Origin of the sequence: Bradyrhizobium sp. SZCCT0148 (assembly GCF_018129985.1) — a bacterium.
GTDB classification, from domain to species: Bacteria; Pseudomonadota; Alphaproteobacteria; order Rhizobiales; family Xanthobacteraceae; genus Bradyrhizobium; species Bradyrhizobium japonicum_H.
The window spans coordinates 243,762-265,924 of record NZ_JAFCKT010000007.1 but is presented as its reverse complement, the minus strand read 5'-3'; the positions used below and the strand labels follow the sequence as shown (position 1 = coordinate 265,924).

At 65.1% G+C, this 22,163-nt stretch carries 25 protein-coding genes; 13 read left to right on the top strand and 12 right to left on the bottom strand.

Translation table 11 applies throughout. The annotated features are described in order from the left end of the window. Window positions 1-30 precede the first annotated feature (30 nt). The 9 genes from flgB (at window position 31) to JQ580_RS22310 (ending at window position 8,365) form a co-directional block, all read left to right on the top strand. The gene (gene flgB / locus JQ580_RS22350; protein ID WP_106951778.1) at window positions 31-435 is read left to right on the top strand and encodes a flagellar basal body rod protein FlgB; all 405 of its coding nucleotides are present in this window, start codon (window positions 31-33) and stop codon (window positions 433-435) included. Between the two features lie 75 nt (window positions 436-510). Further along, window positions 511-936: a flagellar basal body rod protein FlgC gene (flgC, locus tag JQ580_RS22345; RefSeq protein WP_094895709.1), complete on the top strand. Its 426-nt coding sequence runs from the start codon at window positions 511-513 to the stop codon at window positions 934-936. A gap of 16 nt (window positions 937-952) precedes the next feature. Further along, window positions 953-1,267 (top strand): flagellar hook-basal body complex protein FliE, encoded by a 315-nt coding sequence (gene fliE / locus JQ580_RS22340; protein ID WP_212282353.1) that lies wholly within the window; start codon window positions 953-955, stop codon window positions 1,265-1,267. Between the two features lie 130 nt (window positions 1,268-1,397). Further along, window positions 1,398-1,661 carry a flagellar biosynthesis protein FliQ gene (fliQ, locus tag JQ580_RS22335; RefSeq protein ID WP_018321865.1) on the top strand — a complete coding sequence of 88 codons (264 nt, stop codon included), beginning with the start codon at window positions 1,398-1,400 and terminating at the stop codon, window positions 1,659-1,661. A gap of 17 nt (window positions 1,662-1,678) precedes the next feature. Continuing rightward, window positions 1,679-2,449: a flagellar biosynthetic protein FliR gene (gene fliR, locus JQ580_RS22330; protein WP_212282352.1), complete on the top strand. Its 771-nt coding sequence runs from the start codon at window positions 1,679-1,681 to the stop codon at window positions 2,447-2,449. Window positions 2,450-2,459: 10 nt separating this feature from the next. Beyond that, complete coding sequence (gene flhB / locus JQ580_RS22325) at window positions 2,460-3,539, top strand: flagellar biosynthesis protein FlhB (RefSeq protein WP_212282351.1); 1,080 nt, start codon at window positions 2,460-2,462, stop codon at window positions 3,537-3,539. A gap of 156 nt (window positions 3,540-3,695) precedes the next feature. After that, window positions 3,696-6,275, top strand: a complete 2,580-nt coding sequence (cckA, locus tag JQ580_RS22320) for a cell cycle histidine kinase CckA (protein ID WP_212282350.1) — start codon at window positions 3,696-3,698, stop codon at window positions 6,273-6,275. Between the two features lie 210 nt (window positions 6,276-6,485). After that, window positions 6,486-7,520 carry a Tim44 domain-containing protein gene (locus JQ580_RS22315; protein WP_212282349.1) on the top strand — a complete coding sequence of 345 codons (1,035 nt, stop codon included), beginning with the start codon at window positions 6,486-6,488 and terminating at the stop codon, window positions 7,518-7,520. Window positions 7,521-7,657: 137 nt separating this feature from the next. Then, the gene (locus JQ580_RS22310) at window positions 7,658-8,365 is read left to right on the top strand and encodes a glutathione S-transferase (RefSeq protein WP_212282348.1); all 708 of its coding nucleotides are present in this window, start codon (window positions 7,658-7,660) and stop codon (window positions 8,363-8,365) included. Window positions 8,366-8,682: 317 nt separating this feature from the next. Here JQ580_RS22310 and JQ580_RS22305 read toward each other — a convergent pair whose 3' ends face one another. From JQ580_RS22305 to JQ580_RS22295, 3 genes are all read right to left on the bottom strand, one after another. Next, window positions 8,683-9,804 carry a helix-turn-helix transcriptional regulator gene (locus JQ580_RS22305; RefSeq protein ID WP_212282347.1) on the bottom strand — a complete coding sequence of 374 codons (1,122 nt, stop codon included), beginning with the start codon at window positions 9,802-9,804 and terminating at the stop codon, window positions 8,683-8,685. 358 nt (window positions 9,805-10,162) lie between these two features. Beyond that, window positions 10,163-10,336 (bottom strand): hypothetical protein, encoded by a 174-nt coding sequence (locus JQ580_RS22300; protein WP_162848669.1) that lies wholly within the window; start codon window positions 10,334-10,336, stop codon window positions 10,163-10,165. A 261-nt stretch (window positions 10,337-10,597) separates the two neighbouring features. Continuing rightward, the gene (locus JQ580_RS22295; protein ID WP_212282346.1) at window positions 10,598-11,071 is read right to left on the bottom strand and encodes a hypothetical protein; all 474 of its coding nucleotides are present in this window, start codon (window positions 11,069-11,071) and stop codon (window positions 10,598-10,600) included. A gap of 214 nt (window positions 11,072-11,285) precedes the next feature. Between JQ580_RS22295 and JQ580_RS22290 the strand changes: the two genes are divergently transcribed. Further along, window positions 11,286-12,941, top strand: a complete 1,656-nt coding sequence (locus JQ580_RS22290) for a fumarate hydratase (protein ID WP_212282345.1) — start codon at window positions 11,286-11,288, stop codon at window positions 12,939-12,941. 151 nt (window positions 12,942-13,092) lie between these two features. On the opposite strand, the gene JQ580_RS22285 is transcribed toward JQ580_RS22290, so the two are convergent. From JQ580_RS22285 to JQ580_RS22260, 6 genes are all read right to left on the bottom strand, one after another. Continuing rightward, entirely contained in the window at window positions 13,093-14,013 is a 921-nt protein-coding gene (locus JQ580_RS22285; protein WP_212282344.1) for an SH3 domain-containing protein, read from the bottom strand. 15 nt (window positions 14,014-14,028) lie between these two features. Continuing rightward, a complete protein-coding gene (locus JQ580_RS22280; RefSeq protein WP_024340938.1) occupies window positions 14,029-14,325 on the bottom strand; it encodes a hypothetical protein in 297 nt (98 codons plus the stop codon). Window positions 14,326-14,431: 106 nt separating this feature from the next. Further along, complete coding sequence (locus JQ580_RS22275) at window positions 14,432-14,986, bottom strand: inner membrane-spanning protein YciB (RefSeq protein WP_106951791.1); 555 nt, start codon at window positions 14,984-14,986, stop codon at window positions 14,432-14,434. Window positions 14,987-14,998: 12 nt separating this feature from the next. Next, on the bottom strand, window positions 14,999-15,574 hold the full coding sequence (locus JQ580_RS22270) for a hypothetical protein (RefSeq protein ID WP_212282343.1): 576 nt from the start codon (window positions 15,572-15,574) through the stop codon (window positions 14,999-15,001). A 76-nt stretch (window positions 15,575-15,650) separates the two neighbouring features. Continuing rightward, the gene (locus tag JQ580_RS22265) at window positions 15,651-15,914 is read right to left on the bottom strand and encodes a hypothetical protein (protein WP_212282342.1); all 264 of its coding nucleotides are present in this window, start codon (window positions 15,912-15,914) and stop codon (window positions 15,651-15,653) included. Window positions 15,915-15,983: 69 nt separating this feature from the next. Beyond that, a complete protein-coding gene (locus JQ580_RS22260; RefSeq protein ID WP_212282341.1) occupies window positions 15,984-17,381 on the bottom strand; it encodes a carotenoid oxygenase family protein in 1,398 nt (465 codons plus the stop codon). Window positions 17,382-17,486: 105 nt separating this feature from the next. Between JQ580_RS22260 and JQ580_RS22255 the strand changes: the two genes are divergently transcribed. Together JQ580_RS22255 and JQ580_RS22250 are read left to right on the top strand one after the other, a co-directional pair. Continuing rightward, window positions 17,487-18,215 carry a TetR/AcrR family transcriptional regulator gene (locus JQ580_RS22255; RefSeq protein ID WP_212282340.1) on the top strand — a complete coding sequence of 243 codons (729 nt, stop codon included), beginning with the start codon at window positions 17,487-17,489 and terminating at the stop codon, window positions 18,213-18,215. A gap of 43 nt (window positions 18,216-18,258) precedes the next feature. Next, window positions 18,259-18,909: a DUF6321 domain-containing protein gene (locus JQ580_RS22250; protein WP_212282339.1), complete on the top strand. Its 651-nt coding sequence runs from the start codon at window positions 18,259-18,261 to the stop codon at window positions 18,907-18,909. Here the strand turns inward: JQ580_RS22250 and JQ580_RS22245 are convergent. Continuing rightward, the gene (locus JQ580_RS22245; protein ID WP_409363222.1) at window positions 18,906-19,511 is read right to left on the bottom strand and encodes a hypothetical protein; all 606 of its coding nucleotides are present in this window, start codon (window positions 19,509-19,511) and stop codon (window positions 18,906-18,908) included. The two genes, JQ580_RS22250 and JQ580_RS22245, sit on opposite strands and share 4 nt — an antisense overlap. 160 nt (window positions 19,512-19,671) lie before the next feature. Between JQ580_RS22245 and JQ580_RS22240 the strand changes: the two genes are divergently transcribed. Then, window positions 19,672-20,250: an SET domain-containing protein gene (locus tag JQ580_RS22240; RefSeq protein ID WP_212282338.1), complete on the top strand. Its 579-nt coding sequence runs from the start codon at window positions 19,672-19,674 to the stop codon at window positions 20,248-20,250. A 1,145-nt stretch (window positions 20,251-21,395) separates the two neighbouring features. Here the strand turns inward: JQ580_RS22240 and JQ580_RS22235 are convergent. Together JQ580_RS22235 and JQ580_RS22230 are read right to left on the bottom strand one after the other, a co-directional pair. Next, window positions 21,396-21,794: a hypothetical protein gene (locus JQ580_RS22235; protein ID WP_212282337.1), complete on the bottom strand. Its 399-nt coding sequence runs from the start codon at window positions 21,792-21,794 to the stop codon at window positions 21,396-21,398. A gap of 38 nt (window positions 21,795-21,832) precedes the next feature. After that, window positions 21,833-22,063 carry a hypothetical protein gene (locus JQ580_RS22230; protein WP_212282336.1) on the bottom strand — a complete coding sequence of 77 codons (231 nt, stop codon included), beginning with the start codon at window positions 22,061-22,063 and terminating at the stop codon, window positions 21,833-21,835. Window positions 22,064-22,163 lie beyond the last annotated feature (100 nt).

Sequence of the window (22,163 nt, the reverse complement as noted above, 5' to 3'; positions counted from 1 at the left end):
GTTCGCAAGACGGCGGAAGGAGCCGCGACGATGTCCATCAACGACCTCCCGGTGCTGTCGGCGCTTCGAACCAAGATGCAGTGGCACCAGGAGCGCCAGCGCGTCCTGTCCGAGAACGTCTCCAATTCCGACACGCCCAAATTCCGGCCGCGCGACTTGGTCGAGCCCAAGCTCGACAAGGCCGGAGCCGTCACCGGCTCGATGGGCCCTCTGGCAATGACCCGCACCAGCGGCTCTCACATGACGCCGTCGGGGGCTGCGTCCGGATTCGACCAGAACAGGAACGCGGGCTTCGAGACCCGCCCCGCGGGCAACGCCGTCAATCTCGAAGAGGAGATGATGAAGGCGGCCAGCAACCAGATGGACTACGCGGCGGCGACCTCGCTCTATTCGAAGAGCCTGCATCTGCTCAAGACCGCGATCGGCAAGGGCTAGAGCATGATCCGGAAAAGTATGAAGCGGGTTTCCGAAGAGATCATGCTCAGACCAAAGAGCTAGAGGAGGCGCATCATGGCCAATGACAGCAGCGACTTTGCCCGCTCGATGGCGATCGCGACCTCCGGTCTGCGGGCGCAGGCCGGCCGCATGCGGGTGATCTCGGAAAACATCGCGAACGCGGATTCGACCGCGCAGACCGCCGGCGGCGATCCCTATCGGCGCAAGGTTCCGACCTTCTCTTCCGCGCTCGACCGCACGCTCGACGCGCAGGTCGTTACGCTCGGCAAGATCAAGCCCGACCAGTCGAACTTCCGCGTCAAATACGAGCCTAGCAATCCGGTCGCGGACGCCAGCGGCAACGTCAAATATCCCAACGTGAACTCGGTGGTCGAGATGACCGACATGCGCGACGCGCAGCGGTCCTACGAAGCCAACCTCAACATCATCAGTGCGACGCGCCGGATGATCCAGCGCACGCTCGACATCCTCAAGAGCTGAACAGGACAATTGAGCCATGGCATCACCGTCAATCGCCGCCAACGCCTATGCCAACCTTGCCCGCGTGCTGGAGAACAGCGGCGGCGGTGCCGGCAAGGCCACCGAGGCCGGCGGGCAATCTTTTGCCTCGATGCTGAAGGACGCCGTCGGCAGCGTGATGGAGTCCGGCCGCAAGTCGGACGCGCAGACGGTGGCGATGGCCGCCGGCAAGGCCAACGTGATGGACGTGGTGACGGCGGTGGCGGACACCGACGTCGCGGTGTCCACGCTGGTCTCGGTCCGCGACCGCGTGATCGCCGCATATGAAGACATCATGAAGATGCCGATTTGACGAGGTTGTCATTCCGGGGCGCGACGAAGTCGCGAGCCCGGAATCCATAACCACGATCGGGAGTATGGAATCCGGGCTCTCGCTTCGCGAGCCCGGAATGACGACAAACAATTGAGAGTGGGAATTCAAAATGACCGGACCCGAAACCCTCGACGTTGCGCGCGATGCGATCTGGACGATCGTGATCGTGTCCTCCCCCCTGATGGTGGTCGGTCTGGTGGTCGGCGTCATCGTGTCGCTGTTCCAGGCGCTGACGCAGATCCAGGAACAGACGCTGATCTACGTGCCGAAGATCCTCGCCATCTTTGCCACGATGCTGCTGGCGCTGCCGTTCATGGCCGACGCGCTCCATGCCCACATGCTGCGGATCTCGTCGCGAATCATCGGCGGCTGAGGCAGGATGCGTCAATTATGCGCATCGACGTCTCGCTGCTGCCGGCGCTCGCCGCCTCCTTCATGCTCGCCTTCGCCCGGGTCGGCGCGATGGTGATGCTGTTGCCGGGGCTGGGCGAGACCAATATTCCGACGCGGATCAAGCTGTCGATCGCGCTGCTGCTGACCCTGATCATCCTGCCGCTGCATCGCAACGCCTACAACGTCGACATGGGCTCGCTGGCGCCGCTCCTGGTCCTGATGCTGCACGAGATCGCGATCGGGATCGTGCTGGGCGCCACCGCGCGCGTGACGCTGTCGGCGCTCCAGGTCGCGGGATCGGTGATCGCGCAACAGATGGGGCTCGGATTCGTCACCTCGGTCGATCCGACACAAGGCCAACAGGGCGTGCTGGTCGGCAACTTCCTGACCATCCTCGGGGTGACGCTGCTGTTCGCCACCGACAGCCATCATCTGGTGATCGCCGCGCTGAACGACAGCTACACGATCTTCTCGCCGGGCGAGACCGTATCGAGCGGCGATGTGGCCTCGCTCGCGACGCGCGCCTTTGCCGCCGCGTTCCGCCTCGGCCTGCAACTCTCCGGACCGTTCCTGGTGTTCGGCCTGGTCTTCAACATCGGCCTTGGCGTGCTGGCGCGGCTGATGCCGCAGATGCAGGTCTATTTCGTCGGCGTGCCGCTCTCGATCTTCGCGGGTTTCCTGGTGCTCGCCGTGGTGCTGTCGGCGATGATGGGGACGTATCTGGATTACTTCATCGGTGTCATGCACCAGTTGATGCCGCTGAGGTAACGGTCGATCGATGTCAGAAGACAAGGACCCAGAGAGTCAAACAGAAGACCCGACGCAAAAGCGTCTGGACGACGCGCTCGAACGCGGCGACGTCGCCAAGAGCCAGGAGATCAACACCTGGTTCATGATGGCGGGCGGCACGCTCGTGGTCTCTACCTTCTCGAGCTCGGTGGGCGACGGGTTGCTGGCGCCGATGCGGGGCCTGCTCGCCAATTCCTGGATGATCAAGACCGACGGCAAGGCCCTGATCGCGCTGATGCAGCAGATCGAATTCGCCATTCTCGCGGCGATCGGCGTGCCGCTGATGATGCTGATGCTGGCGGCGATTGCCGGCAACATGCTGCAGCACCGCCTGGTCTGGTCGACCGAATCCCTGACGCCGAAATTCAGCAAGATCTCGCCCGGCGCCGGCTTCAAGCGCATCTTCGGCAAGCAGGCGGCGGCCAATTTTCTCAAGGGTATCGGCAAGCTGATCGCGCTCAGCGTGGTCATGACCATGATCCTGTGGCCGGAGCGGCATCGCATGGAGGCGATGGTCAGGCTCGACCCGGCCGCCATGCTCGGCGCCAGCACCAGCATGACAATCCATCTGCTCGGGGCAGTGGTCGCGGCGCTCGCGATCATCGCCATTGCCGATTATTTCTTCCAGTACCGCAGCTGGTTCCAGCGGCAGAAGATGTCGCTCCAGGAGATCAAGGAAGAGTTCAAGCAGTCCGAAGGCGATCCGCACATCAAGGGCAAGCTCAGGCAGTTGCGCCAGCAACGCTCCAAGAAGCGCATGATGGCGGCGGTTCCCAAGGCCTCGGTGATCATCACCAACCCGACCCACTTCTCGGTGGCGCTGTCTTACGAGCGCGGCATGACGGCTCCGATCTGCGTCGCCAAGGGCGTCGACAATCTCGCCTTCAAGATCCGGGAGATCGCGCGCGCGCACGATATCCCGATCGTGGAGAACGTGCCGCTCGCCCGCGCGCTCTACGCCACCGTCGAGATCGACCAGGAAATCCCGGCCGAGCACTACCATGCGGTCGCCGAAGTCATCGGCTACGTCATGCGGCTGAAGCGTGGCTTCAGCGCCGGGCGAGGATAAAAATCACCCGAAAGTACCGGAAATGGCCGTAATCTGGGAATCAGCGTACCTTTCGCCCCTGCGGCCCTTGCACCTCAGGGTCCGATTCAGGCAGGGAGAACCCCACGCGCGCTGTCGCGCGTTGATTCTCTGCCGACAGGCTGCGCCAGCTCGAGAATGACCGCCGAGTCCGACCACGACCTCACCCGCGAGCCCGTTGCGACGCACGAGCCGTCGCCGCGCTCGGGCAGCATTGCGCTGGTGCTGCTGGTGGCCGCCGGCCTCGTCGCCGTCGCCGTCGGGCTGATGACGCTCGGGCGCGTGCAGGCGCAGCCCTATATTCTCGGCATCCTTGCCGTGCTGGCGATGATCGGCCTGTTCAACCTGTTCGCTTTCGCCGCCGGAATCATCCGCTTCGCCGACCGCAGCCTCGATGATCCGGTCGTGGGCCGTATCGCCGATCACGGCTTCGATGGCCTCGCCGTGACCGATCCGCGCGGCCACGTGGTCTATTCCAACGCCGCCTATCTGACGCTCACCGGCGCCAGCGGTCCGCAGGACGTGCGCCCGGTCGAGCGTGTCTTCATCGGCAATCCCGACGTTTCGGAGGCCGTGTTCCGCCTGCTCAAGGCCGCGCGCGAAGGCAAGCGGCAGCAGGAAGAGGTCCGCATCTCCGGCCAGGACGGCAGCCAGGGCCGCTGGCTGCGCATGCGTGTGCGCCCGCTCGGTACCGGCAAGCGCGAGGCGAAATACGCGGTATGGTCGATCGCCGACATCACCCGCGACCGCGAGCGCCAGGAGGACGTGTTCCAGGAGCTCCAGCACGCCATCGAATATCTCGACCACGCGCCCTGCGGGTTCTTCTCGGTCAATCCGGCCGGAGAGCTTGCTTACGTCAATGCGACGCTGGCGAACTGGCTCGACTACGACCTCGCCGAGATCGGCTCTGGTGGCCTCAAGCTGACCGACATCGTCTCCGGCGACGGCGCCTCGCTGTTGACCTCGATCGTGGCGGTGCCGGGCGAGGTGAAGACCGAGGTCTTCGATATCGACCTGCGGATGCGCACCGGCAAGACCATGCCGGTGCGGCTCTATCACAAGCTCGCCTTCGGCGCCGACGGCGCGCCGGGTCCGTCGCGCACGCTCGTGATCAGCCGCGCCCGCGACGAGCGCAGCGATCCCGATCGCGCCGCCGAAGTGCGCTTCATGCGCTTCTTCGACCATACGCCGATGGCGATCGCGACCGTGGACCGCGCCGGCAACGTGGTGCGCGCCAACGCGCGCTATGCCAAGCTCGGGCAGGCGCTCGGGCTCGACAGTTCCTCCAAGTCGATCTTCCGTGCGGTGAATTCGCGCGACCGTCACCTCCTGATCGCGGCCATCAACCAGGCCGCCGAAGGCCAGGCCGACGTCGCGCCGGTGGAAGTGGCGCTGGAAGGGCCTAGGGAGCGCTGGGGCCAGTTCTTCGTCACGCCGGTGGATGCGGCCGAGAACGAGGCGGAAGCCGCCATCGTGCACATGCTCGAGACCACCGAGCGGCGCGCGCTGGAGAACCAGATCAATCAGTCGCAGAAGATGGAGACGGTCGGCCAGCTCGCCGGCGGCATCGCCCACGACTTCAACAACGTTCTCTCCGCCATCATGATGGCGAACGACTTCCTGCTGAACGCGCACAAGCCGACCGACCCGTCGTTCCAGGACATCATGCAGATCAAGCAGAACGCCACGCGCGCGGCCACGCTGGTTCGGCAGCTTCTGGCATTCTCGCGGCGGCAGACGCTGCGGCCGCAGGTGCTCGATCTCGGCGATGCGCTGTCCGATCTCGCCATGCTGCTGCGCCGCTTGATCGGCGAGAAGGTCAAGCACGAGACCATCCACGGCCGCGATCTCTGGCCGGTCAAGGTCGACGTCTCCCAGTTCGAGCAGGTGATCGTCAATCTCGCGGTCAACGCGCGCGACGCCATGCCCGACGGCGGCAAGCTGATCATCCGCACCGCCAACGTCCCCGCGGAAGAAGCGGCCAAGCTCGCCTACAAGGGGATGCCTGCTGCGGATTATGTCCGCATCGAGGTCGCCGACACCGGCACCGGCATTCCCGCCGACATCCGCGACAAGATTTTCGAGCCGTTCTTCTCGACCAAGGAAGTCGGTAAGGGCACCGGCCTTGGACTGTCCACCGTCTATGGCATCGTCAAGCAGACCGGCGGCTTCATCTACGTGGACTCCGAGCCGGGCAAGGGGACCTCGTTCCACATCTTCCTGCCGCGTCACCATGCCGAGCCTGAGGCGCAGGTCGAGCCGCCGGCGGCTGCGGTCAGCGCGACCAATGGCGCCGGGAAGGACGCCGCGGCGGCCGACGCCAAGCCGCGCACCGACCTCACGGGGCAGGGCACCATCCTGCTGGTCGAGGACGAAGAGGGCCTGCGCGCGCTGAACGCACGCGGATTGCGCTCGCGCGGCTACACCGTGGTAGAGGCCGAGAACGGCGTCGATGCCATGGAAGTGCTGGAGGAGCAGAGCGGCGCGATCGATCTCGTCGTCTCCGACGTCGTCATGCCCGAGATGGACGGCCCGACGCTTTTGAAGGCGATGCGGGAGAAGAATCCCGACATCAAATTCATCTTCGTCTCCGGCTATGCCGAGGACGCCTTCGAGAAGAGCCTGCCCGAGGGACAGCAGTTCGACTTCCTGCCGAAGCCGTTCACGCTCAGCCAGCTGGTGGCGGCGGTGAAGGAGACGATGGCGAAGCAGGGGTGAGGGGGCGCTCCTGTCGTCATTGACGAGGGAAACGCGGAGCTCACTTCCTCACGCCGCCGGTATCCCGCGACCACGGTTCCCCCGCGCCTCTTGCCAAGGCCCCGCCAAATATGGGCTTTTGCCACATCCCCGCGACTGAGGGCCGCAGTGGCAAGTTCCGAAAGCGTCTTCACTTTTCGGGAAGTCTGCCCATCTTAGGGGCACGTCCCCATGCCGGGGATTTGGGAAACGCACATGAATTTCTCGCTTCGCTCCCGCAGTCTCTTCAAGACGATCGCTGTCGTGCTGGCGCTTGCGCTGCCGACCGCACTGGCGATCTCGTCGGCCGACGCGCGTGTCGGCGGCGGCGGCTCGTCGGGCTCACGCGGCTCGCGCACCTTTTCGGCGCCGCCCTCGACCTCCACGGCGCCGGGCTCGGCTTCGCAGTTCAACCGGACCTACACCCAGCCGGGCGCAGGCATGAACTCGGCTGCTACCGCGCCCGCGCGTGGCGGCCTGTTCGGCGGTCGCGCCGGTGGCTTCATGGGCGGCCTTGCGGCCGGCTTCCTCGGCGCGGGCCTGCTCGGCATGCTGTTCGGCGGCGGCCTGTTCGGCGGCCTCGGCGGCCTGTCCTCGATCATCGGCCTGATCATCCAGATCGCGCTCGTGGTGCTGGTGGTGCGGCTGGCGATGTCCTGGTGGCAGCGCCGTCACACGCCGCAGGCGGCCTATGCCAATGCCGATGCGAGCGCAGCCCCCGGACCTCAGCCGAACCAGCGTAGCGGCCTCGGTGGCGGACTTGGCAGCGGTCTTGGCGGTGGTCTCGGCGGCTTCGGCTTCGGCGCGAACGCAAACAATGCGCCGCTCGAGATCAAGCCGGACGATTACGAGGCGTTCGAGCGCCTGCTCGGTGACGTCCAGACCGCCTGGTCGAACGGGGACGTGGCCAAGCTGCACACGCTCGCGACGCCGGAGATGGTCTCCTATTTCGAGCAGGACCTCGCTCAGAACCGCGCGCGCAACGTCGTCAACAAGGTGACCGACGTGAAACTGCTGCAGGGCGACCTCGCGGAAGCCTGGCGCGAAGGCGAGACCGACTACGCGACGGTGGCGCTGCGCTTCGCGCTCACCGACAAGACGCTCGACCGTAACAGCGGCACGGTCGTCGCCGGCAGCGAACAGCCGGGCGAAGTCACCGAGGTCTGGACCTTCGCCCGACGGCCCGGCAGCGGCTGGGAATTGTCGGCGATCCAGCAGACCAATTGATCGCAAGCAGATCGAAGACAAGGGCGTCGTGCTCCGGCACGGCGCCCTTTTTCGTTGGGCGCTTCGCGCGCAGGCGTCACCGTGGCGGAACCTGCGCCGCGTGCTAGGTTTGTCCCGCGCTCTCAAAGGACAGTCCGATGAAATACGAGCTCTACTACTGGCCCGAGATCCAGGCCCGCGGCGAATATGTGCGGTTGGCGCTGGAGGAGGCGGGGGCCGCCTACGTCGATGTCGCGCGCGGCCCCCGCGGCACGGCGGCGATGATGAAGATGATGGACGTGCATCAGGGCACGCCGCCCTTTGCGCCGCCGTTCCTGAAAGCGGGCAAGCTCGTCATCGGCCAGACCGCCAACATCCTGCACTATCTCGGCGCCCGCCATGGGCTCGCGCCGAAGACGGAGGCCGGAAAGCTCTGGGTGCACCAGCTGCAGCTCACCATCACCGATTTCGTGGTCGAGATCCACGATACCCATCATCCGCTCGGGCCCTCGCTCTATTACGAGGACCAGAAGCCGCCGGCGAAGAAACGCACGGCGGATTTCTGGAGCGAGCGGGTGCCGAAATATCTCGGCTATTTCGAGCAGCTTCTCGCCGGAAATGGCGGCGCCTATGTCACCGGCCGGCGGCTCACTTACGTCGATCTCTCGCTATTCCAGATCGTCGACGGACTGCGCTATGCCTTCCCCAAGCGCATGACGGCGTTCGAGACGGACATTCCCGGGCTCGTCGCCCTGCACGACCGCATCGCCGCGCGGCCGAACATCAAGGCCTATCTGGCAAGCGAGCGCCGCATTCCCTTCAACGAGCAAGGCATCTTCCGCCGCTATCGCGAACTGGATGGCTAGAGCGTTTTCAACGCAGGGAATCTAGCCGGTCCGGAGGGAGGCTGGCGGCAGCCCCCGTTCCGGACCGGCCGCTTCGGGCGAGATCGGTCGCCCGAACGCGTCGTGGCCGGGAAGCGCACGTGAACGCTCCGGCTCAGGCGGATTGTTGGAATCGTCGGGGATGGGAGAGAGGTCTTGCTCGTCGGGGCAGGGTGGCTTGCAAAACATCGTCGTCTCCCGTTGCGTGGATGCGGTTCCCTCTAGCGACGATCGCTTGCGGCGACGTCAGTCGATCGGAGGAGGAGGCGCGATTCTGCTGCCCGCGCGACGTTCCGGCTTCAGACCTTGATCGGCGGTGTGAAGGCCGCCATCAGCCGGACCAGATCCGCCTGTCGTTTGGTGCCAGTCTTGGCGAAGATCCGCGCGAGATGAGTCTTGATCGTGCTTTCGGCAACGCCCATGCTCCTAGCCACGTCGGGGACACCGCCGACCTCGACAATGGACAGGAACACGCGCAGCTCGGTCGGCGTCAGCTTGAACAGCTTGCGGATCAGGTCGGGCGCGACGCTGGTATCGAACGCGGCCTTGCTGACGAACAGGACGGCGCAGGCATCGTAGCTGCCTGCGAAGCTTTGCCGGCGCCCGGCGGTCAGCGGCAGGAGATGCGCGACAAAATGTGAGCCGTCGCGGGCCGCCAGATGCAGCGAGATGCTCGCGCTCGTCATCGCCCGGTCGCCGACCATCGTGCTCGCCAGCGCCTGCCGCAACACACGATCGGCATTCGGGTCGGACGTCACCAGTCGGCTCCGGACCGAACGAAGGATTCCGGCATCGTCCAGAATGTCGCGCGCAGCGGCATTGGCGTGCGTGATATGAGCCTCGGCATCGAGCAGCAGCACGGCGGTTCGCAGGGCGTCGAGCGTGCGGACCGAAATATCCTCCAGCGCATTCTGCTGCTGCAGCTTCTGTCTGACGATCATGGCCCGTTGTAGATGCGGCGTGAGCTGCGAGATCACCTCGACCATCCTGCGATCGACCGGACCGCCGGCCTTCATGATCGAGAGGCGGGATATGCCCTCGGCAGATTTGTCGAGCAGGATATTGGCGGCGTCCTCGAGGCCCTGCGGCCGCGTCCATTCGTTGTAGAACAGGGTGGTGCGGAATTCGTCGACGTCGATCCAGTCCCTGATGGTCTGGATTTGGCCCACCGGCGCGTGGAGCACGCTGCGCGAGGGATCGAACGGTTCATAGGTTTCGATGTAGGACTGAACATAGGCGGGTTCGACCCCGACGGCATGCGCGATCACGGCCTCGCCGGCTGCTCCGATCCGCACCAGACCGCCGCTCTGGCCGCCCGCGATGTCGACGATGCATCGAAGCGTCGACGACCATCGGGAATCGTCGAGCGCTGCGTCGTAGATGTCCGCCACCAGCGACAGCAGCTTGTCATTCAGTTCCATCGGCCTGTCCCATCGACGCATGCTCGTTCGGCCCCGCAGATGAGCACGACGGTTGCGGAGATTTGATAAGGCGGATCACACTTGAGGATGCGCGCCGAGACGGAGGCGGCAGTCTACGACCCAATTGTGCGGAGGGTAAATGACCACGGCCGGGCGCGGCGAGAGGCATCGAGACCGGCGAAAGGTTCGCGCGCTCATGGCGGCGACAGTGGCGTCAAGCAACGGCAGTCGCGCGATCATGCGCAGGCTCTTGAAGAGGCCGCGCACAATGTCGATCCCGCGATCCGGCCAGAAGATTTGGCCGGACGCGAAACGGCCCGATCGACCGGATCGGGCAATTCGTCATCGAGGGGACAGATCAGGCGAGCTGATCGATCCGCGTGCCCTGACCCGGCGGCAGCGGCGCGGGCGGCTGCGGCTTGTAGGTGGGGTCGGCATCCCTGGTCTTGGTCTGGTCGTCCTGCTGCTTGGTCGTGTCGTAGCTCGGCACCACGACCGCGATCGGCGGCGGCGCAACGGTTGAAACGTTCATCCGCAAATCCTCACATATGGAAACAGGCCGATCCTGCGCTGCGGCGAACGAAAATTCCTTCAAGCCAATCGTTAAAATGCAAGCAATCTGGTGCGGTAGATGGGCTGATTTCGTGCGCGGCCTCGCGCTTTATCAACGAGACAACGAGACTTCTCCTCGTCATTGCGAGCGCACCGAAGCAATCCAGACCATCTCCGCGGAGACGGCCTGGATTGCTTCGTCGCAAGGGCTCCTCGCAATGACGGAGTGTGGATAGAACCGCTACTCGTCCTTGCCGCGCGTGATCGCGATGGACGCGTCCTTCTTGGTGCGCGTGCATTCCATGTTGAGCCGTCGATAGCGCATGCTGACCTTGTCGCCGCGCAAGAGACCCATTCGCTTCAGGCAGCGTGTCGCGCCGGTCGTGGTGTCGTCCTTGGTCACGGTGAAGACGATCGCTGCCATCGATCCCACCAGCGCATAGAATTCCGGCGTCGGCTTGCGGTCACCCTTGGCAAAGAGCTCGATGGAATATTTGTCGCCGCGGCAGCCGACCGACAGCTCCTTGGCTGCCGGGTGCGTCATGTAGACAACGTTGGCAGCCCGGAAATTCACCTTGAGGCGATCGACCTGGTTCGCCAGCTCCTTGGCACTGTCGTCGCAGCGGTCCGCGCGGGCGGGCGAGACGAGGGTCACAAGGCCGGCGATGGCGGCGGCGACCAGGATCGCGCCGCGGATGTTCAGTTTCAATGTCATGTCGAAAAGCCCCTTAAGCGGCGCATTCAAGCGTCGTCGGGCGCGAAGCGCAAGGGTGGCAACGGGCATTTCCACGTGCTGTTTCAGCGCCTTCCCCGAGCCCAAGCCGGTCTGTCCCGTGCGCGTCGTTCCCTTTCCTTTCCGCTCGAAATGGGCTTAGAACGCTTCTACGCGAGGGCCCGCACGACGGCTCCAGAACCCCGAGATTCGACCCATGAACGCTCCCACCGCTTTTCCCGACCAGTCCAAGCCCGTTCCGCCCTACAAGCACACCCCGCTGTTTCCGCTCGGCAAGGACGAGACGCCCTACAAGAAGATCACGGCGGAGGGCGTCAGGGTCGAGAAGGTCCTGGGCAAGGACATGCTGGTGGTGTCGCGCGAAGCGCTGCGGGCGCTGTCCGAGGCGGCTTTCGGCGACATCAACCATTACCTGCGCCCCGGCCATCTGAAGCAGCTCCGCGCCATCCTCGAGGACGGCGAGGCCAGCCCGAACGACAAATTCGTCGCGCTGGATTTCTTGAAGAACGCCAACATCGCGGCCGGCGGCGTGCTGCCGATGTGCCAGGACACCGGCACCGCGATCATCATGGGCAAGAAGGGTTGCAACGTCATCACCGACGGCGACGACGAGGCGGCGCTGTCGGAGGGCGCGCGCGATGCGTACCTGCGCCGCAATCTGCGCTACTCGCAGGTCGCGCCGCTCTCGATGTACGAGGAAAAGAACACCGCCAACAACATGCCGGCGCAGTGCGAGATCTATGCCGAGGGCGACGACGCCTACAAGTTCATGTTCATGGCGAAGGGCGGCGGCAGCGCCAACAAAAGCTTCCTGTTCCAGGCGACGCCCTCGGTGCTGACCAAGGACCGACTGCTCGCCTTCCTGAAGGAGAAGATCCTGACGCTCGGCACCGCCGCGTGCCCGCCTTATCACCTCGCCATCGTGATCGGCGGCACCTCCGCCGAGCTCTGCATGAAGACGGTGAAGCTCGCCTCGGCCCGCTATCTCGATGCGCTGCCGACCCACGGCTCGCCCGACGGCAACGCCTTCCGCGACGTCGAGATGGAGCAGGAAATCCACGAGATGACGCAGTCGCTCGGCGTCGGCGCGCAGTTCGGCGGCAAGTATTTCTGCCACGACGTCCGCGTGATCCGCATGCCCAGGCACGGCGCCTCGCTGCCGATCGGGCTTGGCGTGTCGTGTTCGGCCGACCGCCAGGTTCTTGGCAAGATCACCAAGGACGGCGTCTATCTCGAGGAGCTCGAGCACAACCCGGCGCAGTACCTGCCCGAGGTCGAGCAGGCGCTCGGCGGCGAGGTCGTCAAGATCGATCTCAACCAGCCGATGAAGGACATCCTGGCGACGTTCTCGAAGCACCCGATCAAGACCCGGGTTTCGATGACCGGCACCATGATCGTCGCGCGCGACAGCGCCCACGCCAAGCTGCGCGAGCGGCTGGAGAAGGGCGAGCCGCTGCCGGATTACTTCAAGAACCATCCGGTGTATTACGCCGGCCCCGCCAAGACGCCCGAGGGCTACGCCTCCGGCGCGTTCGGTCCGACCACGGCGGGCCGCATGGATTCCTTCGTCGATCAGTTCCAGGCCGCCGGCGGCTCGATGGTGATGGTCGCCAAGGGCAACCGCGCCCCGGCGGTGCGCGAGGCCTGCAAGAAGTATGGCGGCTTCTATCTCGGCTCGATCGGCGGTGCGGCGGCGAACCTCGCCGAGCACTGCATCAAGAAGGTCGAGGTGCTCGAATATCCCGAGCTCGGCATGGAAGCGATCTGGCGCATCGAGGTCGTCGACTTCCCGGCCTTCATCATCATCGACGACAAGGGCAACGACTTCTTCAAGGAATTGAATCTGGGTTGAGGCTGCGTTCCCCGGATGCTGCGCAGCATGACGTGATGCGCTGCTGATCCGGGGTCCACTCGGCGTCGTGGCTCCCGGCTCTGCGAAGCAGCGCTACGCGCTGCACCGCGTCCGGGACACGAGATAATTGCTCAGTCTCCCTCGGTTTGCCCTAGCTGCAATTCGTGACCTGGTTCGAGCACAGTGCGCGCCACCAGCCGCGCACGCCGTCCTGGCTCTCGACCAGGCCCCAGAGGCCGCTGCACGCGAAGATGCGCTTCGGGCCGCCATCGGTGTCGATCGGACCGCCGAGCTCGCGCTGGGCGGGCATCCATTTGGCATCGACGAAGGGCGCCTGAAACAGCCCGCCCATGCGGGTGCTGCCATTGGCATAGGCGGCGCCGACCTTGTTCGCGGCGACCCAGCCGCGCCCGGCATAGGGCTTTGGCGCGCTGCGCGGATATTTCCTGTCATCCTCGTAGTCCTTGCCCGGCGGCTTGGCGCCTTCGATCAGGAACCAGCCGTTCCTGAAGCCGATGATGTGGAATTCGGTGAGCCAGCCGCCGTCGGGCGTGTTCTCGGCGCCGCCGAGCTTCAGGCGGTAGGGCGGCGGCAGCGTGCCGAGCACGCGCGCCGTCACCGACGGCTCGGCGCGCACGTTGAGGCCGGCAGGGTCCTTGTCGATGGACCAGGCGCCTAGACTGCAGGGTTCGGTGCCATCGGGAAGCGTCGCCCGCTTGGCCGCAAGCTCGGCGTGGAGCTTTGCGAAATCGGTCTCGTCATCGTCCGGATCGGGCTCCACGCGCGGCTTCAACTCGGCGGAGACGGCGTGTGTCGCATCCGGTGTCAGCGCGACCACGAGGGCCTGCCGCGCGGCGAATACGCTGGCCGGCGTTTTCGGATCGTTCGATGGCGCGGGATAGACGGCGAGATAGCCTGTCGAACCCTCGGTGCGATAGGCGGTACCGGCAATATAACCCGCCGGCACCAGGGCGAGCGCGCTTGCGCGCCACGCCGGTTCGGTGTCATCCGCGCGCGCCGCTTGCATCGCGACGCACAGCATCGTCGCCGCGACGAAACGGAGCACGCGCATGATGGCCAGCGCGCCTTACGCCCGGGCGCCCGTGAACGGGAAGCTGCCCATCGGGCCGATGCCCATCTCGCCGCTGATGCTGTCGCCGGAGACGGTGCCGGTGAATTCGAGCGTGAGCGGCATCGGTTTGTCGATCGAGACCTTCCAGGAGACGTTGTCGCCGGAAACGGTGCCGTCGAAGATCTCGGCGGTATTGCCTTCCGCGCCCTGCGTGCCTGTGAGCGTGCCGCCGGCGGCCTTGAGGCTCAGCGTCGCCTGGCGCTCACCCATCGGCGTCGTCATGGTCAGATTCCAGTTGCCGTCTACGGCCATTCCCGTCTCCCGAACAAATCCCGGCGGACCGCGACGATCCGCGGCCAGTCCTTAAGCGAGCCTATAGCTCAACTCGCGGCTCCTGACTAACCCTCGAACAGGGCATTTAGGCGCGGGCGGCGGCGCGCCGGCGGCTGGTGACGATGAGCCGGAGCACGACATACTGCACGGCGAAGGCCAGGATCTTGCCGCCGCCGGCGACCACCGTGAGGTAGAACGCCCACAGCTTCAGATCGCCTGTGGAGGCGACCACGATGACGCCGGCGCCGATCACGAACATCAGCGCCGCCCAGGCATAGCCGGCGGCCGTGACATATTCCGGAACGGTCTCGACGACGATTGGCGGCATGTAACGCAGCATCCAGCCGCGCTTGAGCATGATCAGACCGATCGCGAAATGCGCGATCGCTGGTTTTGCCAGCATGAAGCGGGGATCATTGGTCAAGAGCGTGACCGTGCCCAGGACGACGACGAGCGCGAGGCTCGCGTAAGTCATGTAGTTGAGCTGCTGCCCCTTGATGCGGGCGTAGACCACTTGCGCGAACGCTCCGGCGATCGCGACCGAGGTTGCCAGGATGACGTTGTCGGTGACGAGATAGACGACCAGGAAGACGATGGCGGAGAAGAGGTCGGAGGCGAGGCGGGCGAATACGTCCTTCATCGTCAATCCTGTTCAGCTTGCGTCGTGCAAGGCGCGGGCGGGCGTACCGTACTTGATCTGACGATACTCGGGGTACCATTTTGTGAAGTAAATCGCGCTGTTCCGGGCGGCAAAGGCGACCGCGAGGCTCGACCACAGCGGCAGGCCGGGGACGTAGAGCAGCACGAGATTGCCGGCCGCCATCAACAGCGCGGCCACGGTCCAGGCGCCGGTGATGACGTAATTGGCGGTGAGAAAGCCGGGCATTGCCGCGGTCTCGGCCGGCACCGCTTCAAGAGCATATTGCAGCGTGAAGGGACGGCGGACCAGCAGCGAGCCGAGCGAGAGAACGAAGATGCCGATATCGACCGCGAGCTTGACGCCCAGCGTTCCGAGCTGCGGGTCGATCAGCGCGAGGTAGAGGCCGATGGCGGCGAACACGATCGCCGAGCCCGCCGCCAGAATCTTCACCGAGCGTCCGCGCAGCACATCGGTTGCGACGGTGGCGAGGCAGATCGCGGAGGCCGCGAACACGCTTGAAGCGGCCGACGTCACCAGCATCAGCAGGCTGAACGCGCCGTAGGGCGAAAGAATCAGGAAAATCGCCATTGCCACCCTCGGTCAAGCCGATCTTTACGATGTAAAGATCAATAGTTCAGCGACGTGATCGGGTCAAGCGAAATGTTTACAGTGTCAAAATTAGGTAGGCGGCATGGAGAAGCTGAATGGCCGCAATGGCTTGGTCGGACGCCTCGTCGACCAGATCCGCCCAGTTCAGGCGCGACAGGAGTGGAAGCCCGCAGGCGATCGCAAGGCCGAGGGCGAGCAGGATGCCCCCATTGAAGAAGATCTCGCCACTCCGCCGCAGCCGGATCAGCTCGAGGGTGAGCGCGGCGCAGACCAAAGCGAGGATGGCGAGGAGGTCTGCGGTGATCGAGGGCATCTGCATTCGGGCCTCCTGGTGACACGTCGTGCTGTGGCCGGGCGTGCGCAAGAAGCGCACCCGGCATGACGGGAGCTACTGCGCTCCCACCCAATTGCCGTGAAAGCCGTCGGGCACGCGGTGGCCGAGCTGCACCAGCGCGACCGGGCCCGCTTCGACATCGGTGGCGTTGAAGACGGCGAGGTCGCTGCGATTCTCCCACGCCCGCCAGATGACGGCCAGCAGCCAGCCATCGCCCTCGGCCGCGTCCTTTGATCTCTCGACGAACACCGGTTCGGAGATGGTGTCGCCGGCGGGCAGCAGGTAATGGCCGAGACGCCTGCCGTTGCCGTCGACATGGACAATGCCGGACAGCGCGCCGAATGTCGGCCGTTTCGGGTTGGCGCAGGCGTACCAGCCGTGACGATTCCTCAGCCCGGCGTGGCGGTCGTCGATGCGCGGGAATTCACCGGTGAGATCGTCGAGATAAGTCTGCTGGAAGCGGTCGGTAGTTCCGGAGAGATCGAAGGTCCAGCGGCAGTGCCGGGCGCGCGACTTTTCGGGATCGGTCGGCCGGCCGTCAGGATGCGGAAACAGCGGCGCTTCCTCGAACTGCATGACGTCGGCGATGATGCGGTTCTCGTCCTCCCACGCGTTCATGATGTGGAAGACGTAGCAGGCTTCACCGCGAAACCAGACGATGTCCTTTGCCGTGCCGCTGCGCTTCATCACGCCGACATAGGCGCCCTTGTCAGGCTCCCAGGCGTATGGCGGCCGTCCGCTCATCGCGCGCTCCATGCTGCCTGTGATCGGCAGGATCGGAAACAGCACGTGGTTCGCGGTGACGATGAAGTCGTGCACCATGCTGGCGTATGGCGCATCGAACCGCTCGAAGCGCGTCGCCTTGCCGGCTGCATCGATCGAGCCGTAGGAGAGGGCAGGCGTCAGCGGTCCCGCCGCGTTGTAGCCGAAGAACACGAGCTCGCCGGTGACGGGGTCGATCTTCGGATGCGCGGTAAAACTGCCGGCGACGCGCCCCTGATAGTTGTGATAGCCGCGCGTCGCCAGCGTGCCCGGCTCGATCTCGGTCGGCAGATGCGCTTCTTCCAGCGCCAGCAGCTTGCCGGCATGGAAAATGATGTTGGTGTTGGCGACGCCGCCATCGGTGAGGTCAGCGGGCGCATCCGGCAGCTTGCGGCCGAAGCCGCCGAACAGGGCGCGGCCCGCATCGTGCTCGGCGAGCCATTTCGGTGTGCGGACCCAGCGGTTGCGATAGCTGGCGCGCCCGTTCTCGAGATGGAAGGCGTGCAGCATGCCGTCGCCGACGAACCAATGTGCGCCGGGGGACTCGAATTGCGGATTGGGACCGTTGCGATAGAGCACCCCGTTCAGCTCGCGCGGCAATTCGCCGATGATCTTCAGGAATGGCGCGTCCGCCTCGAACGGGATCGGCGCGATATTGTTGCGGCGCTCGGTGACGGCGTCGTGCTGCACGGCGTAACCCTCCCATCTTTACATCGTAAAGATCAATTATCGCCGATCGTCGCGTCCGTCAAGCGAAATCTTTACACTGTCAATATTGCGTCATATATCTTGCGGATGGCCAAGATCGACACCAAGAGCGAAACGGCGCGACGCACGCGTCCCCCCAGAACGAGTTCGACTGCGGCATCGCGCCCGAAGCGCGGCGCGGCGAGCGTCAAGAGTGAGACGCCCTATCATCACGGCGCCCTGCGCGAGGCGCTGCTCGAGGCCGCCGAACGGGTGCTGGAGCGCGACGGGCTCGCCGGTCTCACCTTGCGCGCGGTGGCGCGCGAGGCGGGCGTCTCGCATGCCGCACCTACCCATCATTTTGGCGATCTCACCGGCCTGCTCAGCGAACTCGCGGCCGTCGGCTTCCGCCAGTTCAACGCGGCGATGGCGTCGTCATGCGACGCCGCCACCACGCCGCTCGAAGCTGCGCTGGCGCGCCCCAAAGCCTATGTCGCCTATGCGCAGGCCCATCCCGGCATGTACGGCATCATGTTCCGCACCGAGCGGCTGGACTATTCGAGGCCTTCGCTGCACGAGGCGGCCGAGGCTTCTTTCGCCGGGCTTGCGAATGCGATCGGCATGATGCGACAGGAGCGGATCAGCGGCGACGCGCTGACCTTGAACCAGGGCGCCGCGATCGCCCGGGCCTGGTCGATGGTGCACGGCTTCACCACGTTGCTGCTGGACGGACGGCTCGAGGACATCCTCGGGCGGCTGCCCGAGGGGACGACGGCGGAGCGGCTGCTCGAGGCGATGCTGACGGTGCCGATGGCGGGCAAGCCGCCCGGTCCGTGACGCCGCATACGCAACTCTTGCCGTGGTGAAGCGTTGACGGCGCATGGCAAAAACATCACGCGCGCCCTGGAAACGCTCCAATCCCCGCAAGCGGGCAGGCAAAGCCTCCAAGCACCTCAGTCCCGCGCAGAAATCGGCGGCGAAGGCGCGCGCGCGACGCGCCGGCCGCCGTTATCCCAACCTCGTGGACAACATGCGCATGGTAGCGAAGAAGACCACCAAGAAGGCCTCCAAGAAAAAGACTTCCAAGTCGAAGGCGTCGAAATCGTCGAAGACAAAGTCGGCCAGAAAAACTGCAAAGAAGGCCCGCAAGCGCACAGCGAAGAAGAAAGCCAGGTCTTCCCGCAAACGCAGCGCATCTGTGCGCGAAAAGGATCCGCGCGGCGGTCTGACTGCGGCCGGCCGCAAGGCATTTGCGCGCAAGCAGGGCGCCCATTTGCGACCCGGTGTTACCAAGACAGAGTCGGAGATGACGCCGCAGGAGATGCGGCGGAAAGGCAGCTGGGCCGTGCGATTCTATGGCCGCGCCAAGCTGCCGCCTTTGGTCGATGCCAAGGGCCGGCCGACCCGCCACGCCTTGTCGGCGCATGCCTGGGGCGAGCCGGTCCCGAAGACCGTGGCAGCGGCCCGGCGCATCGCTGCCAAGGGCGAGCGGCTGTTGGCCCGCTATCGGCGGGCCAAGGCGAAGGCCTAGCGCATCGTCGCAAGGTCGACGGCGCGGCCGCGCGTGCCGATGATCTTCACCTCGTCCTTGCCGCACATGAAACCGCGGGCGACATCGTCGGCGGCCTTGCGGGCGAGCTCGTTGGCGGTGGGGTTGGCGATCGCATCGACATAGGCGATGTGACAGACCGGGCCCGGCGGCAACCGGGTCACGACCAGCATGGCCCTGGTGTTCGGCCGGCCTTTTTTGTCGGGATCGTCATTGTCGGCGATGTGCCAGCGCTGGATGATCGCGAACGGCTTGGCGCCAACGGCGCGCCATTCGATCGTGGTCTCCGACGAATTGAACGGGCCGAACCAGGTCTTGGCCGCCGGTTCCTCGGCAGCTTGCCGGCGATTGCGGCCGACCGAAACGATTTCGCGAAGATCATCTTCAGCAATCAGCACCGTCAGGCCGTCCTTGCCCGGGCATGTCCGCGTCGTGCTGCCGTCGAGTTCGCTGGGCCTGCCGACCTGACGGCAATCCTTCGGGGCCGTCGAGGTGTAGGTGCTGCCCACCGATTGGGCGCCCGCGCTGTTCAGGCCGGCGCACGTCAGCAAGACAGCCAGGCCTAGGGTGATGCGGTTCATCATGAGGTCTTCATTGCAGGGAACTCCGTCCCATCAGACGTCTTCATTGTGGGCAAGGTTCAAACCGGCGTGGGATGGACCTGACAGCGGTACGGAATCGTTCTAGAAGAGCGGCTTCGCCTGAGGTCTCTTGCCTCGTTTGCGCTTCTCAATACTCTTGATCATGCCAGCCATCGCTTCCAGAAAATCCTACCGGGTCGGCCGCTCCAAGACCGGACTCGGCCTGTTCGCCACCATGCCGATCAAGAAGGGGACCCGGATCATCCGTTATTTCGGACCGATTCTGGACTCCAAGATTCCCGCGCACGACGAGATCGAGAACAAATACCTTTTCGAGCTCAACGGCCGCTGGACCATCGACGGTTCGGTGCGCAAGAATCTCGCCCGCTACATCAACCATTCCTGCCGGCCCAACGCCGAGTCCGACGTCCGGCCGCGCGAGCGCAAGGTCTTCATCCGCGCCATCAAGAACATCGAGCCGGGCGACGAGATCAACTACGATTACGGCACCGACTATTTCAAAGCCTACCTGAAGCCGATCGGCTGCAAGTGCGAGTCGTGCGAAAAGAAGCGCAAGAAGCTGCGCGCCGAGGCTCGGGCTGAAGCCGCCAAGGTGAAGGCGCGCACCGCCAAGAAGTTAGCCGCTCAGGGTTCGAACAAGGGTTCGAAGACCAAGGCCGCCAACAAGAGGAAGCTGAACGGTCACGCCGTTGCCAGGGCGAACGGCCGCGCGCGAGCTTAGCTCGGCTCTCTTGCCAGACGCGGCGCAGCGTCTCTTCGGCGGTGCGCTTCAGGACCGGGTCCCATGTGTCCGCGAGCGATCCGTGTTGCGTGGGTCCGGCTCCGCGCCGCAACGCCGAAAGCGTCGCAGCGCTTCCGGGACAGAGTGGCCTCACGCCGCCACCACGCACCCGCTCTTGCTCAATCCAACATTGCAGTTCGGCAGACACGCCGGTGACGATGGTCTTCGCCTCCACCATCCGATAGCTTGACGAGGCCGTGGCGACGCGTCGGGCAAAACACCTGGAACCCGTCAATCCCTCCCGGTTAAAATATATCGCTTTTCCGAATTTCGGATTTATGGCATAGGTGGCTCATCCTGGCCCTGCCAGAGGGGCGCTTCGCGATCGTCACGAGATGCGGGCCGGGGTGCGGTGGACGCGGTAGCGCCGGCGCAATTTGTCTGGGGACAGGGCGGGCAACCGTGAGTCCCAGGCGATGCGCATACGACACGGCGCGGTCACAGCGGTTTGGTCGATGGTCCGGGGTGTGCACACCAAGCACCGGGCGCTGAGGCCAGGCCGTCCGCGGACGGAGAAGTCGTGTGGTCCCGACGCCCGGGGTTCTGGCGTCAAGGCTCGCAGTGGTGCAGCGGCCGACCGGTGCGCGCATCAACCGACTGCGAGGCGACGGGGGCAATAGTGCAACGCTCCCCGAGGAGAGCACGAAGGACACCGTTAAAACCATCCGCGCAGGGAAGGCCGGGCGACCGGCAACACCTGTAGTCCACCCCGTGTGCATCTTCCTTGTACACGGACTCGGGTGCCGCCGGCGCCCGGCCTTCCCTGCGCCCTTTGGCAATCCATGGGCGCAATACGGCAGCAAAGCTCGGGCGAAATCCGCCGCGAGAACGCGAGGATATGTCTGCAATGAAGATGGATTGAGAGCGCAAACCGGTGCCGCACATTCGGTCATTGCGAGCGCAGCGACGATTGTGGAAACAGGTAAGCATCCAATTGCGGCCTCGTGCCCTCACGCAGCGCAGCGCGACTTCAGCGGTGCGCTGCTGAGCCAGGGCCCACGTATCCGCGAGCGATCCGTGTGGCATGGGTCCTGGCTCTGCGCCGCAGCGCAAGAGCGCTGCTGCGCGTCCGGGACACAACAGGATCACGCGACCGCAGCGGTGCTGCTTCTCCGCAACCCCACATATTGCAGCTCGGCGAACACGCCGGTGGCGATGGCCTGCGCCACGACCATCAACTGACCGGCGAGGTTCGGCGACACCGCGCCCGACAACAGCAGCGCGATGCTGCCGACCGTCCAGGCCGCATTGCCGACCACGACCAGCAACACCAGCGGCTTCGCCACCGAGGCGCGCGAGGCCAGCCAGCCGACCAGCGCGGCGTAGGCGATCAGGAACAGGCCGGTCTCGCGCAGCAGCGCCTCCGGCAGATTGAACAGTGTCGCAAAAGTGCTGGCACCGAGAGTGAAGCCGAGGGCGGCGACGCCGCTGAAAACGGCATCGGCAAGCAGCGCGCGGCGCAGGAAGGTAGATGCATCGATCATTTGAGGTCTCCGTGGTTGGGGTGGGCTCGGGGTGAAACTCAGCGCCATCCGCGCCACCAGGCGCGGAGCAGGCGGGCGAGGCGGAACGGACAGAGGTTTCTGCCGACGCCGTGCTCGAAGGCCGTGACCCGCGCGACCACATAGTCGCCGCTCGAATGCAGCAGCGGCTCCGGCATGTCGAGGCCGCGCGCCAGCATCCGGGTGATCAGGGTGACGGCGAAGGGAACGACGTGGTCGGCGACGGCGCGGTAGATCACGAGAGCAATCATGGCGAACTCCTGTTGCCACTGAGGATGCCGCCGTGCCGGATCGGTTTCGATTACCTCGGGGGTAATGGAAGCTCTGAAATTCGCATGCTAGGTTTTTGCT